Annotated in this window: 13 protein-coding genes and 1 other RNA gene; 2 read left to right on the top strand and 12 right to left on the bottom strand. The window is 33.2% G+C overall.

The window, feature by feature from the left end; genetic code table 11:
- The first annotated feature begins 174 nt into the window (after window positions 1-174).
- The gene (locus JG554_RS06120; RefSeq protein WP_203265392.1) at window positions 175-1,173 is read left to right on the top strand and encodes an LLM class flavin-dependent oxidoreductase; all 999 of its coding nucleotides are present in this window, start codon (window positions 175-177) and stop codon (window positions 1,171-1,173) included.
- 84 nt (window positions 1,174-1,257) lie between these two features.
- Here JG554_RS06120 and JG554_RS06115 read toward each other — a convergent pair whose 3' ends face one another.
- The 3 genes from JG554_RS06115 to cymR all read right to left on the bottom strand — a co-directional run bounded on the left by JG554_RS06115 (window position 1,258) and on the right by cymR (window position 2,193).
- Window positions 1,258-1,425 (bottom strand): hypothetical protein, encoded by a 168-nt coding sequence (locus tag JG554_RS06115; protein ID WP_157947928.1) that lies wholly within the window; start codon window positions 1,423-1,425, stop codon window positions 1,258-1,260.
- Between the two features lie 35 nt (window positions 1,426-1,460).
- Window positions 1,461-1,643, bottom strand: coding sequence for a CsbD family protein (locus tag JG554_RS06110; protein ID WP_046208102.1), 183 nt, complete (start codon window positions 1,641-1,643; stop codon window positions 1,461-1,463).
- A gap of 130 nt (window positions 1,644-1,773) precedes the next feature.
- Entirely contained in the window at window positions 1,774-2,193 is a 420-nt protein-coding gene (gene cymR, locus JG554_RS06105; RefSeq protein ID WP_019469423.1) for a cysteine metabolism transcriptional regulator CymR, read from the bottom strand.
- 86 nt (window positions 2,194-2,279) lie between these two features.
- Between cymR and JG554_RS06100 the strand changes: the two genes are divergently transcribed.
- Entirely contained in the window at window positions 2,280-3,560 is a 1,281-nt protein-coding gene (locus tag JG554_RS06100; protein ID WP_046208101.1) for a replication-associated recombination protein A, read from the top strand.
- Window positions 3,561-3,634: 74 nt separating this feature from the next.
- Here JG554_RS06100 and JG554_RS06095 read toward each other — a convergent pair whose 3' ends face one another.
- The 9 genes from JG554_RS06095 to recJ form a co-directional block, all read right to left on the bottom strand.
- Window positions 3,635-4,402: a tRNA threonylcarbamoyladenosine dehydratase gene (locus JG554_RS06095; RefSeq protein WP_203265391.1), complete on the bottom strand. Its 768-nt coding sequence runs from the start codon at window positions 4,400-4,402 to the stop codon at window positions 3,635-3,637.
- Between the two features lie 117 nt (window positions 4,403-4,519).
- A non-coding RNA gene (gene ssrS / locus JG554_RS06090) (6S RNA) lies at window positions 4,520-4,710 on the bottom strand.
- A 61-nt stretch (window positions 4,711-4,771) separates the two neighbouring features.
- The gene (gene aspS / locus JG554_RS06085; RefSeq protein ID WP_070039417.1) at window positions 4,772-6,538 is read right to left on the bottom strand and encodes an aspartate--tRNA ligase; all 1,767 of its coding nucleotides are present in this window, start codon (window positions 6,536-6,538) and stop codon (window positions 4,772-4,774) included.
- A gap of 12 nt (window positions 6,539-6,550) precedes the next feature.
- Window positions 6,551-7,813: a histidine--tRNA ligase gene (gene hisS, locus JG554_RS06080; RefSeq protein ID WP_046208098.1), complete on the bottom strand. Its 1,263-nt coding sequence runs from the start codon at window positions 7,811-7,813 to the stop codon at window positions 6,551-6,553.
- A 342-nt stretch (window positions 7,814-8,155) separates the two neighbouring features.
- The gene (locus JG554_RS06075; protein WP_070039419.1) at window positions 8,156-9,031 is read right to left on the bottom strand and encodes an N-acetylmuramoyl-L-alanine amidase family protein; all 876 of its coding nucleotides are present in this window, start codon (window positions 9,029-9,031) and stop codon (window positions 8,156-8,158) included.
- Window positions 9,028-9,480, bottom strand: a complete 453-nt coding sequence (gene dtd, locus JG554_RS06070) for a D-aminoacyl-tRNA deacylase (RefSeq protein WP_046208096.1) — start codon at window positions 9,478-9,480, stop codon at window positions 9,028-9,030. Before dtd ends, JG554_RS06075 begins: the two co-directional genes overlap by 4 nt.
- 13 nt (window positions 9,481-9,493) lie before the next feature.
- A complete protein-coding gene (locus tag JG554_RS06065; protein ID WP_046208095.1) occupies window positions 9,494-11,683 on the bottom strand; it encodes a RelA/SpoT family protein in 2,190 nt (729 codons plus the stop codon).
- Between the two features lie 310 nt (window positions 11,684-11,993).
- On the bottom strand, window positions 11,994-12,512 hold the full coding sequence (locus tag JG554_RS06060) for an adenine phosphoribosyltransferase (RefSeq protein ID WP_046208094.1): 519 nt from the start codon (window positions 12,510-12,512) through the stop codon (window positions 11,994-11,996).
- A gap of 15 nt (window positions 12,513-12,527) precedes the next feature.
- Complete coding sequence (gene recJ, locus JG554_RS06055; protein ID WP_064208875.1) at window positions 12,528-14,804, bottom strand: single-stranded-DNA-specific exonuclease RecJ; 2,277 nt, start codon at window positions 14,802-14,804, stop codon at window positions 12,528-12,530.
- Window positions 14,805-15,028 lie beyond the last annotated feature (224 nt).

Genomic DNA, 15,028 nt, shown 5'->3' with positions numbered 1-15,028 from the left:
CTTTTTTGATTAAATAATTGATATTGTTTGTTTTCATGAGATTTATCCATTGTCTTAATAAGGCCACCTAACTTTTTAATTTCATATAGTATAACAGTGAGCAATTTCTTACGCAAGTTTTATTTAGACTGTTATACTGCAATATATTAATATATTTAAGGAGGACATAGTGAAATGAGCGATATTAAATTATCTGCACTTAATCTAGTTCCAATTAGAGAAGGTCAATCCGACCAAGATGCAATTAGTGATATGGTTAAATTAGCACAAAATTTAGAAGAACTGGATTATGAAAGATATTGGATTGCAGAACATCATAACGCACCTAACCTTGTCAGTTCAGCCACTGCGTTATTAATACAACATACATTAGAACATACTTCTAAAATAAGGGTAGGCTCTGGTGGCATCATGTTACCTAATCATGCACCTCTTATTGTTGCAGAACAATTTGGGACAATGGAAACTGTATTTCCAGATCGCGTTGATTTAGGTTTAGGGCGTGCGCCAGGTACTGATATGATGACTGCAAGTGCGTTACGTAGAGACCAACACAATGGCGTTTATGAATTCCCTGAAGAAGTAGAACAACTTGCAACTTATTTTGGTCCAGGTAATCAACAAACGTATGTCCGTGCATATCCAGCTGTTGGTAAAAATGTACCTCTTTATATATTGGGTTCTTCAACTGATTCTGCACACTTGGCTGCACGCAAAGGATTACCTTATGTCTTTGCAGGTCATTTTGCACCACAACAAATGAAAGAAGCAATTGAAATTTATAAAGAACTATTTGAACCTTCAGAGATATTAAGCAAGCCATATGTGATTGTTTGCTTAAATGCCATCGTTGCTGATACAGATACTCAAGCAGAATATTTGGCAACAACACAGGCTCAGGTAATGGTAAGCATTACTAGAGGAAGAATGCAACCTGTACAACCACCAACTGACGATTTAAAGGGACTACTCACGCCTACTGAATATGAAATTGCCAAACAAAGTATGCAAAGTTCACTCATCGGTTCTGAAGAAACGGTTAAACAAAAATTACAATCATTTATTGATGAATATGGTGAAATAGATGAATTAATGGCTATTAGTTACATCTATGATCAAGAAGCACAACTTGAATCGTATCGTAAACTTAAAAATATTATTTCAACTTTTTAATTAAATATAAAAAAGCCCAGTTTCTAGTTAGAAACCTGGGCTTTTCTATATTTCAGCGAATAAACTTAAACTTTAAAGACATTTTTATTTTTTGTCGTCTTTTTTATCTTTGTCATCTTTTTTATCGTCACTGCCACCAGTGAAATTATCGATTTGTTCAGATGCTTGCTTTGCTTTTTCGTTATCCGTATCTTTTAATTTATCAGAAACATTTTTTGCAGTTTCTTTTGCTTTATTCAAGAAATCAGACATAATAAAACCACCTTTTTAGTATTAGTTACCGATTATTATTTTTTAAATTTATCGATAACTTCATTTGCTTTATCTTTTGCATTTTCTACTACTTCTTTGGCTTTACCAGAAGTTTTATCTTCTTTGCCTTCTTTTTCTAAGTCTTTATTGTCGGCAACATTACCAACTGTTTCTTTAACGTTTCCTTTTGCTTGTTCGAATTTATTTTCATCTGCCATAAATAATACCTCCTTAGCAATGTATTTATTAAATACCACAATACTTAAGACGTAAACATTTAAAACAAATTTTTTTAAATATTTTCAGTTAATGACAAAGAAACGTTTTAATAAATAACAATTTTACATCTTATATATAGAACATATATCCATCTAAATTATTAGTTTCATTATAATCTGCTAAATATTTTAAAGTTGTATTATCTAATACTTCTCTAACTGCATCTCTCATTCTAATCCAAAGTTGTTTTTGCGCAGGAGGTTCAGAATCAATACTTTCTACAAATGTAATTGGTCCTTCTAACAAACGAATAATGTCACCAGCAGTAATTTCTTCAGCTGATACTCTCAATTGATAACCACCTTTTGCTCCACGAACACTTCGGATTAAACCAGCATTTCTTAATGGACCTACGAGTTGTTCTAGATAAAGATCACTTAAATTATTTTCTTCAGCTATAGATTTTAACGAAACACATCCTTGCCCTTGCTTTTTGGCTAAAGATATCATTAGTGTTAAGCCATATCTGCCTTTTGTTGATATTTTCATTATATAACCTCACTTAATTCGAATACTATATATTAACATTCTATCATTTTTTACGTTAAGATAATATTAGAAAGGTGTGAAAGATTGTGACGAACGAACCACTCGCTTCAAGAATGCGACCAAATAATATTGATGAAATTATTTCACAAGATCACTTAGTTGGTGATAAAGGTATTATACGTAGAATGGTCAATACCAAACGACTATCATCCATGATTTTTTATGGTCCACCTGGAATTGGTAAAACGAGTATTGCTAAAGCAATTTCAGGTAGTACTCAATTTAAATTCCGTCAGCTAAATGCTGTTACAAATACTAAAAAAGATATGCAACTCATTGTTGAAGAAGCAAAAATGTCTGGACAAGTCATTTTATTATTAGATGAGATACACCGTTTAGATAAAGCTAAACAAGATTTTTTACTACCGCATCTCGAAAGTGGAAAAATTGTGTTGATTGGTGCTACAACATCAAATCCATATCACGCAATTAATCCTGCAATTCGATCAAGAGCGCAAATTTTCGAATTATATCCATTAGATGATAATGATATAAAAATTTCTTTAGAAAGGGCTCTCCACGATGAATCACGTGGATTAGCTTCATACAATCCAGTCATTGATGAAGATGCGATGAATTATTTCACTACACAAAGCCAAGGTGACGTTAGAAGTGCACTGAATGCTTTAGAATTAGCTGTGCTCAGTGCTGAAGTTAAAGAAAATCAAAGACATATTACATTAGAAGATGCTAAAGATTGCTTGCAAAAAGGTGCTTTTGTCAGTGATAAGGATGGTGATATGCATTACGATGTGATGAGTGCATTTCAAAAGTCAATTCGAGGAAGTGATGTAAATGCAGCATTGCATTATTTAGCACGTTTAATAGAAGCTGGAGACCTACCCACCATTGTCAGAAGATTATTAGTGATTAGTTATGAAGACATAGGTTTAGCTTCACCTGGTGCAGGCCAACGAACTTTAGCAGCAATTGAATCTGCTGAAAGACTAGGATTTCCAGAAGCAAGAATTCCTTTGAGTCAAGCGGTAATTGAATTGTGTCTGTCTCCTAAATCTAATTCTGGAATCACTGCTATCGACGCAGCACTGTCAGATATTCGAAAAGGTCATGTAGGACAAATTCCCGACCATTTAAAAGATGGTCATTACTCAGGTGCCAAAGCTTTGGGTAGAGCAATAGGTTATAAGTATCCTCATAATTATGATAATGGATTTATCGCACAACAATATTTGCCTGATAAATTAAAAAATAAAATTTACTATACACCTAAAACAACATCAAAAACAGAACAACAGCTTAAATCTATTTTTGACAATATCAACAAGGCACAACAAAATAATCATTAGTTTAAGGTTATATCAAACAACCGCGTTAACACATTTGAAATGACATCCTGTGTTAACGCGGTTCGTTGATATCTTTATTTATCTTTGATTCTTGTTACAGGTATATCTTTGAGTATGTCATTAACCACATAGCTTGCACATATCAACCCCACAACACTGGGTACAAATGCATTTGATGAGGGTGGCATTTGCCCTTTCCTAGTTGGTGCATTTGCATCGCCAACTGTTTCTTTGACATCTTCTCTTATAACGATTGGACTTTCATCTGAAAATACTACAGGTATCCCTTTGTATATACCTAATTTTTTCAATTTACGACGTATCAATTTAGCCATTGGATCCATATAAGTTTTAGAAATATCTGCAATTTGGAAACGTGTCGGATCTGTTTTATTTGCTGCACCCATACTCGAAATTACAGAAATACCTCTTTCAAGACATTCTTTCATAAGATGAACTTTATATATCAGTGTATCACTTGCATCTATAAAATAATCGATATCATAGTTATTAAACAAGGCTTCGTATGTTTCTTCTGTATAAAACATATGGAGTGATGTAACTTCACATTCAGGATTGATTAATTTGATGCGCTCTTCCATTAATGTGACTTTACTTTGACCTATTGTAGATGTTAAAGCATGTAACTGTCGATTGACGTTCGTTATATCAACATCGTCTTTGTCTATTAATATAATATGACCTATATTCGTACGCGCTAATGCTTCAGCTGCAAATGAGCCAACGCCTCCTATCCCTAAAACAACAACGGTTTTTTGTTTTAATAATTCTAAACCCTCTTTGCCGTATGCCAATTCATTTCTTGAAAATTGATGTTTCATTTTTAAACTCCTTATTTAGCGAATACTATAATCATAACATTTTTACGATCCGATTAATTGTAAAACAATAAATTATAACGATAAAAAAAATACGCAAGACCGAAGTCTTGCGTACCGATAGAGTCCGTGCGTGCCGTAGTTATAAATTGCTTGATCATTCGGCCTGCTATTAACAGGTGGGTGCCCTGTTTCTTGTTTTGCAAGTCCTCCTTAAGAGGCGTGTGCGCTGCAAGAAAACCTATTGGGCTCCCGGATCAAAGAGTGTTAGGCCCAAATATGAAGCAAACTTACGAACACTACAGATGACTACCTTATGCAAGTATAATAACACATTATTAGAATTTAGCAAGAATAAAGACTTAATAAAAATTAATGTCTAATTCTTAATGAGAGTTCTTCCAATTGATTTTCTGATACTTCACTAGGTGCATTTGTTAATAAACAAGTTGCAGATGCAGTTTTAGGGAATGCAATTGTGTCACGTAAGTTTGTACGTCCAGTTAACAACATAACTAAGCGGTCTAAGCCTAAAGCAATACCGCCATGTGGTGGCGCACCATATTTAAATGCATCTAATAAGAAACCAAACTGTTCTCTAGCTTGTTCTTCAGTAAATCCTAATACTTCAAACATTTTTGATTGTAAATCTTCATTGTGAATTCTAATTGAACCGCCACCAAGTTCATAACCATTTAAAACAATATCATATGCATTAGCTTGAGCATTTTCAGGTTCAGTATCTAATTTGCTAATATCTTCTTGTTTCGGTGCTGTAAATGGATGGTGTGCAGCAGTATAACGTTTTAACTCTTCATCGTATTCAAGTAATGGCCAATCTGTTACCCACAAGAAATTCAACTTACTTTCGTCGATTAAATTTAGTTCTTTAGCCAATTTTAATCTAAGTGCACCTAAGCTTTGAGCTACAACATTAGGCTTGTCAGCTACAAATAAGACTAAATCTCCAGATTGCGCACCAGTCAAGGCTTTTAATTTTTCAACATGGTCTGCTTCAAAGAATTTAGCTATAGGGCCATTTAAACCTTCATCAACTACTTTAACCCATGCCAAACCTTTGGCACCATATATATTAACAAATTCAGTTAAAGCATCAATATCTTTTCTAGTATAATTATCAGACGCACCTTTAGCTACAATTGCCTTCACTTGTCCATCGTTATTTACTGCATCTTTGAAGACTTTAAAGTCCATGATTTCACCAAGTTCTGAAACATTCATTAATTCCATACCAAATCGTGTATCTGGTTTATCAGAACCAAAACGCGCCATTGCTTCATCATAAGTCATTCTTGGGAATGGACGAGGCACTTCCACTTCTTTTACATCTTTTACAACTTTTTGTAACATTTCTTCACCCATGTCCATGACATCTTCTTGATCAACAAAGCTCATTTCAATATCAACTTGCGTAAATTCTGGTTGACGGTCTGCACGTAAATCTTCATCACGGAAACATTTAACAATTTGATAATATTTATCAAAACCACTAATCATTAACAATTGTTTAAATATTTGTGGTGATTGAGGTAATGCATAAAATTCACCTTCATGAACACGAGATGGTACTAAATAATCTCGCGCACCTTCTGGTGTTGACTTAGTTAACACTGGTGTTTCAATATCATAAAAACCTTCACCATCTAAATATTGTCTAATAGAACGTGTCGTTTGATTTCTCATCTTAAACGTTTGTGCTAATTCTTGACGTCTTAAATCTAAATATCTATATTTTAGTCTTATATTTTCATCCACATTTTGATTATCCTCATTTAAGGCAAAAGGTGGTGTTTCAGCTTTATTAATAATCTCAATATCTGATACTTGTACTTCAACTTGACCTGTAGCAATTTTGGGATTTACTGTTTCTGGGTCACGTTTTTTTACAATACCTTTTACTTCAACTACATACTCAGATCTAATTGTTTCAGCTATACGTAATGCTTCTTCAGAAAAATCTGGATTAAACACAATTTGTACATAACCTTCGCGGTCACGTAAATCTACAAAGATCAGTCCACCTAAATCTCTACGATTGTGTACCCAACCTTTTAATATAACTTCTTGTTCTAATAGTGATTCAGTCACTAAACCACAATATGTTGTACGCTTACTCATGATATCTTCTCCTTAATTTCTAAAATAGTTAACAAGTTCGTTCAAATCAATACGTTCTGATTCCCCGGTCTCCATATTTTTTACATTAATATTTTTTTCTGCTAACTCTTGATCGCCAATCACAACAGTATATTTGGCATTTAATCTATCAGCTTGTTTCATTTGCCCTTTCACTTTACGCTCCATATAATCTTTGTCCGCTTTCACACCATTTTGACGTAAATCATTTAATAATTTTACTGCATAACGGTCTGCTTCTTGACCCATCGTAACGATAAATAAATCAAAGTCGTGGTCTACGTCTAATTCAATGCCTTCTTCTTCTAAGGCCATTAATAATCTCTCAATACTAAGTGCAAAACCAATACCAGTTTGACTTGGACCATCTAACAATTCAAGTAAACCATTATAACGGCCACCCCCACATAATGTCGTAATTGCACCTTCATAATTCGGATTATCGATCATAAGTTCAAATGCTGTGTGTGTATAATAATCTAGACCTCTTACTAAGTTAGGATCTTCTTCATATTCAATGTCTAAATCATTTAAATGTTGTTTTACTTCCTCAAAATAAGTCTTTGAATTAGCATTTAAATATTCCGTAATTCGTGGTGCGGTTTTAACTGATTCTTTATCTTTATCAATCTTACAATCTAAAATTCTCATTGGATTCGTGTGCAGGCGTGCTTGGCAATCTTTACAAAAATCGCCAATTACTGGTTCAAAATGTTTAACCAAAGCTTCATTATATTCTTTACGAGAATCAATATCTCCAATACTATTAATGACTAATTTTAAATGTTTAAGACCAAATGACTGATAGATATGCATGACCATTGCCAAAATTTCAGCATCGATACTTGGATTTTCTGCACCTATGGCTTCTACACCAAATTGTGTAAATTGACGATAACGACCTTTTTGTTTTCGTTCATACCGGAACATTGGCCCATTGTAGTACAATTTTATTGGTTGATTAGGTAACCCTTGCATTTTATTTTCAATATATGAACGTACGACTGCAGCAGTACCTTCAGGTCTCAGAGTGATACTGCGATCACCTTTATCTTTGAATGTATACATTTCTTTTTGTACGACATCCGTTGAATCACCAACACCACGTGCAAATAATTCAGTACTTTCAAATATCGGTGTACGGATTTCTTCATAATTATATAATTCCATCAATTCATCTAATTTTGCTTCAATATATCGCCATTTTTTTGTTTCACTTGGTAAAATATCTTGTGTTCCTCTAGGAATATTTATCATAAAACCTCTCCTTTTATACAATAAAAAGTCCCTTGCATAACTATTCAGTTATACAAGGGACGAATATCCGTGTTGCCACCCTAATTGATTAGAAAAAGTCATCAATGAATTTTTTCTAACCCACTTCATACGGATAACGTTCGTCACACGGCTTTAATTTCATAAAGCACCTCTTCTTGTGTTTTTATAACTAAACTACTAAGCATAATTTTCCAGCCACGAATTATGTCTCTACACATTTAAAAATGTTGACGTTTCATTTAGCATAGTCAAGAATAATAACGGTTTTAATATAGAATTCATATTTAATAATAACGAGTTATTGATTAATATGCAACCTTTTTATTCTGAAAAATATGCACGTAAACCATCGACAACTGCTTGTTCAACAATGTGGCGATGTAATTGATTTGTTATCATATTTTCATCGGTTGGGTTGCTAATATAACCTAACTCTAATAAAACAGCGGGTACATTCGTCTGTCTCAATACTTGGAAGTTTTCTTGTCTAGCGCCTTTATTTGTCAGTAAGGCTTTCTTTTGTATGTACATATTTAATGTTTCTGCAAGTGCCTCTTGGTTGTTTTTAAGCCAATAAACTGTCGTTCCATTAGCTTTAGAAGATTTGAGTGAATCGTTATGTATACTGATAAAAGCATCACCTTTAATATTACGATCGTCCAAGCTCACATAACTATCTGAACTTCTCGTCATATTTACAGTAGCACCTTCTTTTTCAAGCAGTTTTTTCATTTCTTTAGCTGTCTTCAGTGTGTAAACTTTTTCAGTACTTTTCTTTTTTGTATTACTTGAAGCACCCTGGTCACTTCCTCCATGACCAGGATCAAGTACAATTGTTTTATCTTTTAGTGGTTTCTCGTTTACGTTCGCATCTGCCTGAATATTTAGATTTGTATGCCAACCAGCCACCCATCCTTTATCTTTATGATTACTTGACTCAACTTCTATCCATTTACCAGACTTACCAATTTTATTATAACTTTGACCTTGGTTTGCCGGCTTAATAGTTGGATATACAGCATTAGGACCTGTTCTCAAATCAGTATCTTCAGTGATATATATCGTATTCGAATCTTCATCATTATGATTTAGAAAAGCGATGAGCATAAAAATAAATATGACAAATGCTAACGCAACAATTAGCGTTGGAAAATTTTTAAAATTATGTTTATCTAGCCAAGTATTGATTGTTTTCATACGATTTTGCCATCCTGACTTTCATAAATAATCGTCACTGGTCCATCGTTAGCAATATTTACAAGCATATCTGTACCAAATTCACCTGTTAATACATTTATGTGATAATCGCGTAAAGCATCATTAAATTTTTCATAAAGTTCATTAGCTTTATCTGGCGGCATTGAATTGGTAAACCCAGGTCTATTGCCTTTTCTTACATCTGCATATAGTGTGAACTGTGAGATAGAAAGAATCTCGCCTTGTACTTGTTGCAAATTCAAATTAAGTTTGCCATTATCATCTTCAAACAATCGGGCATTCACGATTTTTCTTACTAATGTATCAATATCAGCTTCTGTAGATGATTTACCTACTCCAACAAACAAACAATAGCCTTTATTAATTTTATTATCTATTGAACCATTAGAAACAGATGCTTCTTTCACTCTTTGAACTATAATCTTCATGTATGTTTCACCTCTAATTCCAAACTCTTGTTACTGTGTAAACATCACCAAGCTGTTTTATTTTATCAACAACTTGATAGACTTCATTTACATTTTTCACCATAACACCAATATTAATGATTGCATTTTTATCAATATCTGAACGACCAGAAACTTTAACTAAGTTACTTTTAGTGGAATTAACGGCTTGTAAAACTTCATTTAATAAACCATTGCGGTCATAAGCTGTAACTTCTAAGTCAACCTGATATCGTTGTGTCGCATCTTTAGAGCGTACCCATTCGACACTAATTAATCTGTCTTTTTCATTTTTGATATTAGGGCAATCCGTTCGATGCACTTTAATACCATGACCTTTAGTGATATATCCAACAATATCATCACCAGGGATTGGATTACAACATTTTGATAATTTAATCAGTACATTTTCAATTCCTTCAACGTAAACGCCACTATCTGTAGTAATGTCGTCCTTAATGGGCACAGATTTTTGTACTTCTTGTACTGAATTCAAGGCTTTTTGTTTGTCTTGAATCCGTTGTTTTTCAGTTAACTTATTTACGATTTGTAAAGCAGTTACGCCACCAAATCCTACTGCAGCAAATAAATCTTCTTCGTTAGAAAAATTATATTTATCTTTTACAACTTCTATATTATCATCCGTTAAGACTGCATCTACTCGGTAACCCTGATCTTTTATTTCTGCTTCGACCATAAACTTACCTTTTTCAATATTAGAAGATCGATCTTGTTTTTTAAAGAAACTGCGTATCTTACTTTTGGCACTAGAAGATTTAACAATTTTCAGCCAATCACGACTTGGACCGTAAGAGTGCTTACTTGTTCTAATCTCAACGATATCACCGGTTTTCAGCACATAATCTATTGGTTCAATTTTCCCATTGACCTTAGCACCAATCATCTTATTTCCTACCTCGCTATGTACAGCATATGCAAAATCGATTGGCACAGCACCATAAGGTAACTCTATTACATCACTTTCTGGTGTAAAGGCATATACTTTATCGCTTTGTAAATCAAATTTTAAAGTTTCCATAAACTCTTCTGCATCGGTCGTAGTACTATCCGTTTCAGCAAGTTCTTTGATCCAATTTAATTTTTTATTGAAATTTTGTGTTTTCTCAGTAACTTTTTTACCTTCTTTATATGCCCAATGTGCTGCAACCCCATGTTCTGCAATTTCATGCATTTCATAAGTTCTTATCTGAATTTCTAAAGGATCGCCATTGGGTCCAACGACCGTAGTATGTAGAGATTGATACATATTTTGCTTCGGCATAGCAATATAATCTTTAAATCTACCAGGCATAGGTTTCCATAGTGTATGCACAAGACCCAATACAGCATAGCAATCGTTGATTGAATTAACGATGATTCTAATAGCTAATAAATCAAATATTTGATCAAATTGTTTCTTTTGTTTAACCATTTTTCTATAAATACTATATATATGTTTAGGTCTACCATTAATATCGCCGATTATATTCATTTTTCCCATTTCTGTATCTATGCGATTGATAGCATTTTGTATATATTCTTCTCGTTCACTACGTTTTTTCTTCATGAGATTAACGATTCTGAAATATTGCACACTATCAATATATCTAAGTGCTGTATCTTCTAATTCCCATTTAATCGTATTAATCCCTAATCTATGTGCTAAAGGAGCATAGATTTCTAAGGTTTCTTTTGAAATCCTTATTTGTTTTTCTCGTGGCATTGCTTTCAATGTTCTCATATTATGTAACCGATCCGCTAATTTAACAAGAATAACGCGGACATCTTTAGCGATAGCAATAAATAGCTTGCGATGGTTCTCTGCTTGCTGTTCTTCTTTAGAACGATATTTTACTTTTTTTAACTTCGTCACGCCTTCTACGATTATGGCAATTTCTTCATTAAACATGCCTTTTACATCATCAAACGTATAAGGTGTGTCCTCAATCACGTCATGTAAAAAACCTGCAACAATGGTTGGACCATCTAAATGCATTTCGGTTAAAATCCCAGCTACTTGTATAGGATGCATAATATATGGCAAGCCATTTTTACGAAATTGACCTTCGTGTGCCTCATAAGCTAGATGGTAACTTTTCAATACATATTCATAATCTTCTTTTGACAAATATGATTTTGCTTTAGATAATACTTCGTCCACACTGTATGGATATTCATTGTTCACTTAAGACACCCCTATACTAAATATTAATCATGATTAGATACCCAGTATTATTTTATATCGATTGTAACGTATTTTTACGCTATTAGGTCAAATTATGTATAATAGTTATATAATACTACATGTTATTAAATAAATAAATGCGTACCTTTGACAATTGGCAAAATGTAGTTGAATTTTAATTTTTTTAATACACATAAAAGATGTTTCAGTTAATTAATCATAAATACTATTTTAATAAATATAAAGAGCCAAATGAAATCATCTTAAATGTTTTCATTTGGCTTTAAAATTTCGTCAATTATAAATATTATTATTCATCATATGAGATTAAACTCATTACATCATACGCTTTAATTTTTTCAATACCTTTTAAATATTTTAATTCTATAATGAAAGCGATACCTACAACTATACCACCTAATTGTTCAACCAACTTAATTGCCGCTTCAATCGTACCACCTGTAGCTAGTAAATCATCCGTAATCAACACACGTTGCCCTGGTTTAATTGCATCTTTGTGCATAGTTAATACATTTGTGCCATACTCTAAATTATACTCATACCGAATGACTTCTCTAGGAAGTTTGCCTTCTTTTCGCACTGGTGCAAAGCCAATACCCATTGAATATGCGACAGGACAGCCAATGATAAAACCTCTAGCCTCTGGTCCTACAACGACATCAACATCTCGTTGTTTTGCATATTTAACAATTTGATCCGTTGCATATCCATAAGCTTCACCGTTGTCCATTATTGTTGTGATATCTTTGAAGTTAACCCCTGGTTGTGGCCAGTCTGAAACTTCAGATACATATTGTTTTAAATCCATACAAACTTCCTCCTATTATTGTACCAATTCATCTTTTATCCATTGCTTTAAGCGATTAAAATCTTCATAAAGCAATAACTTTTCAACTTCAATTCTATCAATACGACTTTGATAATATTTACTCGAAGCAATGTCACGTTTCGTTGAAACATCTTTTAATTTGATTATACCATCTTCAACTTGAATAAACTCTAAATCCAAGAAAACTTTCAAGATAAATTTAAGCATGTTTGGTTGAATATTTAAAAATTTACATAGTTGTACGCCTTCATTAGCTAAATTTGTTTCTTTTTTAGTAGCAAGTGCCTTAAAACATTGTTTAAATGTTTCCATTTTTGGCATACCTTCAAAGTATATTGATCTATCATGATTTAACACGAGATATATTTGGGATATATCAACAGTTTTTAATGTTGTTTTTAAATCATTTATAGACGTTGGCAGATCTCTAAAGACGTATTTTTCATAGTTATTACTAATTTCATCACCATAATAATGATAATTTTCACCTAACTTTTCACTTCTTTGATGAATTAAATAAGCAACATCCTTAGCATCAGCATTTAAATCATTTACTTTGTTTTTACTTCTATAGTCTAAAATCTGTAAATTATGACTCGCTAAATCTTCAATCATAAATTGAGGCGATTGAAATCCATTCCATTCATTAATTTGTAATGTGCCAATGACATTAATAGGCTGTTGTACACCCAATTCTTTTACTAAAGCACCATTTTGCCAAAAAATTGCTTGTAATTGACTTTCACCGATAACGAGTTTCAAATGTTTTTTCTCCTGACCAATGCCTTTAACTTGTTGTACAAGAACGTCTTGTAATTCAAAGCACGGGCTAGTGAAATCTGTGCCAAATGGTCGTAATCTCTGAATATCTTTGATGTTTTGTATCGTAATGTCACTTTCTGAAATCAATACATCAACTTTTTTACGTGGTTCAAGTGAAGTTGTTTTGGCTAATTGTGCCATCCACTCATTTAAACTGTTTTGTAGTTGTTGAATATTTTCTATAGGCATTGTGATCCCAGCTGCCATATGGTGACCACCGAATTTTGTAATTAACTGAGAATAATCACTTAAAATTTCAAACATCGACACTTGATCGATGCTTCGAGCTGAACCTTTTGCGTGATTTTGAGCTTCATCTATATTTAAAATTAATGTTGGTAGACTGTATGTTTCCACAATTTTTGACGCTACAATACCAAGTACACCCTCATGCCAATCTGCTTTGGCTAACAATAAAAATTTTGAGCCTTGCTGTACTTGTTCTTCTGCCATTACAAGTGCTTCTTCGGTAATTTGAGACACGATGTCTTTACGCTCTTGGTTAAAAAATTCAACTTGTTCGGCTAAAAACATCGCTTCATCTTCTGTTTCAGTCATTAGTAGCTCTGCAGCAAGTGCAGCATCTTCTAATCGACCAACAGCATTTAATCGAGGCCCTATAATAAACCCGACGGTCTCCTCGTTGATTTCATCATTATAACCTGCTTGGTTAAGTATAGCTTTTATTGATGGAGGACAATATTTATTTAATGATGCTAAACCGTTTTGAACCAATGTTCTATTTTCATCCGTTAAAGATACTAAATCAGCGATTGTTCCAATTGCAACCAAACCTAAAAAATAAACAGGTGGTTCTTCCAATAAACATTGAGCTAGCTTATAAGCAACGCCCGCACCACATAAATATTTAAAAGGATATTCAAACTCAGGATGCATTGGATGGACAATAGCGTATGCATTAGGCATCGTTTCACCAATTTCATGGTGGTCTGTGACAATAACATCAACACCCAAGTCTTGAACCATTTGTATTTCATCATGTCCTTGAATACCATTATCTACGGTTATGATTAAAGATATCCCCTCATCATAGGCATTCTTAAAAGCCAATTCATTAGGACCATAACCTTCAGAAAAACGATTTGGTATATACCAACCTACATGGGCACCAAGTTCTTTCAATGTAGTGACCAATATAGTCGTTGAAGTAACACCATCCGCGTCATAGTCACCATATACTAAAATCTTTTGATTTTGATCTATCGCCACATTGATACGTTCAATAGCTTTTTCCATATCGCTCATCTTCCAAGGATCATGTGTCATTTGGACTCCTTCTAAAAGATTACGAATATCGGTTTCATCTGTAATACCTTTACTTTCCAAAACTTTTTTTACAATAGGAGTTAGCTTTAAATCTGCTGAAATATGATCTGATATTTCAACTTCAGGTAATTTAACGTCCCAATTATATTTTGATTTAATCATACTATTCTCCCTCATTTCCACAAGCAATTATACAAAAGAATCCAAAAAATAAAAAGTAGTAACCTTTAATTCAACCATAACTTAAAACTCCTATTCTTAATAGTTGAATAGTTTATGACATAAATAAATCATTTATCTATGAGTACATGCATAGTCAAAAATTACAATACATTCAATATAAAAAATGACTAATCCGCTTTTGATATGCTCCCTTCAAAGTAGAC

Origin of the sequence: Staphylococcus sp. 11-B-312, from assembly GCF_016743055.1 — a bacterium.
GTDB classification, from domain to species: Bacteria; Bacillota; Bacilli; order Staphylococcales; family Staphylococcaceae; genus Staphylococcus; species Staphylococcus ureilyticus.
Note: the sequence above shows the minus strand (reverse complement) of the source record. Positions and strands in the feature narration are given on the sequence as shown.

What these genes read in the sequence shown, in the direction of transcription:
- JG554_RS06120 (WP_203265392.1), top strand. Translation starts at nt 175, where the DNA reads ATGAGCGATATTAAATTATCTGCACTTAATCTAGTTCCAATTAGAGAA.
- JG554_RS06115 (WP_157947928.1), bottom strand. Translation starts at nt 1,425, where the DNA reads ATGTCTGATTTCTTGAATAAAGCAAAAGAAACTGCAAAAAATGTTTCT.
- JG554_RS06110 (WP_046208102.1), bottom strand. Translation starts at nt 1,643, where the DNA reads ATGGCAGATGAAAATAAATTCGAACAAGCAAAAGGAAACGTTAAAGAA.
- cymR (WP_019469423.1), bottom strand. Translation starts at nt 2,193, where the DNA reads ATGAAAATATCAACAAAAGGCAGATATGGCTTAACACTAATGATATCT.
- JG554_RS06095 (WP_203265391.1), bottom strand. Translation starts at nt 4,402, where the DNA reads ATGAAACATCAATTTTCAAGAAATGAATTGGCATACGGCAAAGAGGGT.
- aspS (WP_070039417.1), bottom strand. Translation starts at nt 6,538, where the DNA reads ATGAGTAAGCGTACAACATATTGTGGTTTAGTGACTGAATCACTATTA.
- hisS (WP_046208098.1), bottom strand. Translation starts at nt 7,813, where the DNA reads ATGATAAATATTCCTAGAGGAACACAAGATATTTTACCAAGTGAAACA.
- JG554_RS06075 (WP_070039419.1), bottom strand. Translation starts at nt 9,031, where the DNA reads ATGAAAACAATCAATACTTGGCTAGATAAACATAATTTTAAAAATTTT.
- dtd (WP_046208096.1), bottom strand. Translation starts at nt 9,480, where the DNA reads ATGAAGATTATAGTTCAAAGAGTGAAAGAAGCATCTGTTTCTAATGGT.
- JG554_RS06060 (WP_046208094.1), bottom strand. Translation starts at nt 12,512, where the DNA reads ATGGATTTAAAACAATATGTATCTGAAGTTTCAGACTGGCCACAACCA.
- recJ (WP_064208875.1), bottom strand. Translation starts at nt 14,804, where the DNA reads ATGATTAAATCAAAATATAATTGGGACGTTAAATTACCTGAAGTTGAA.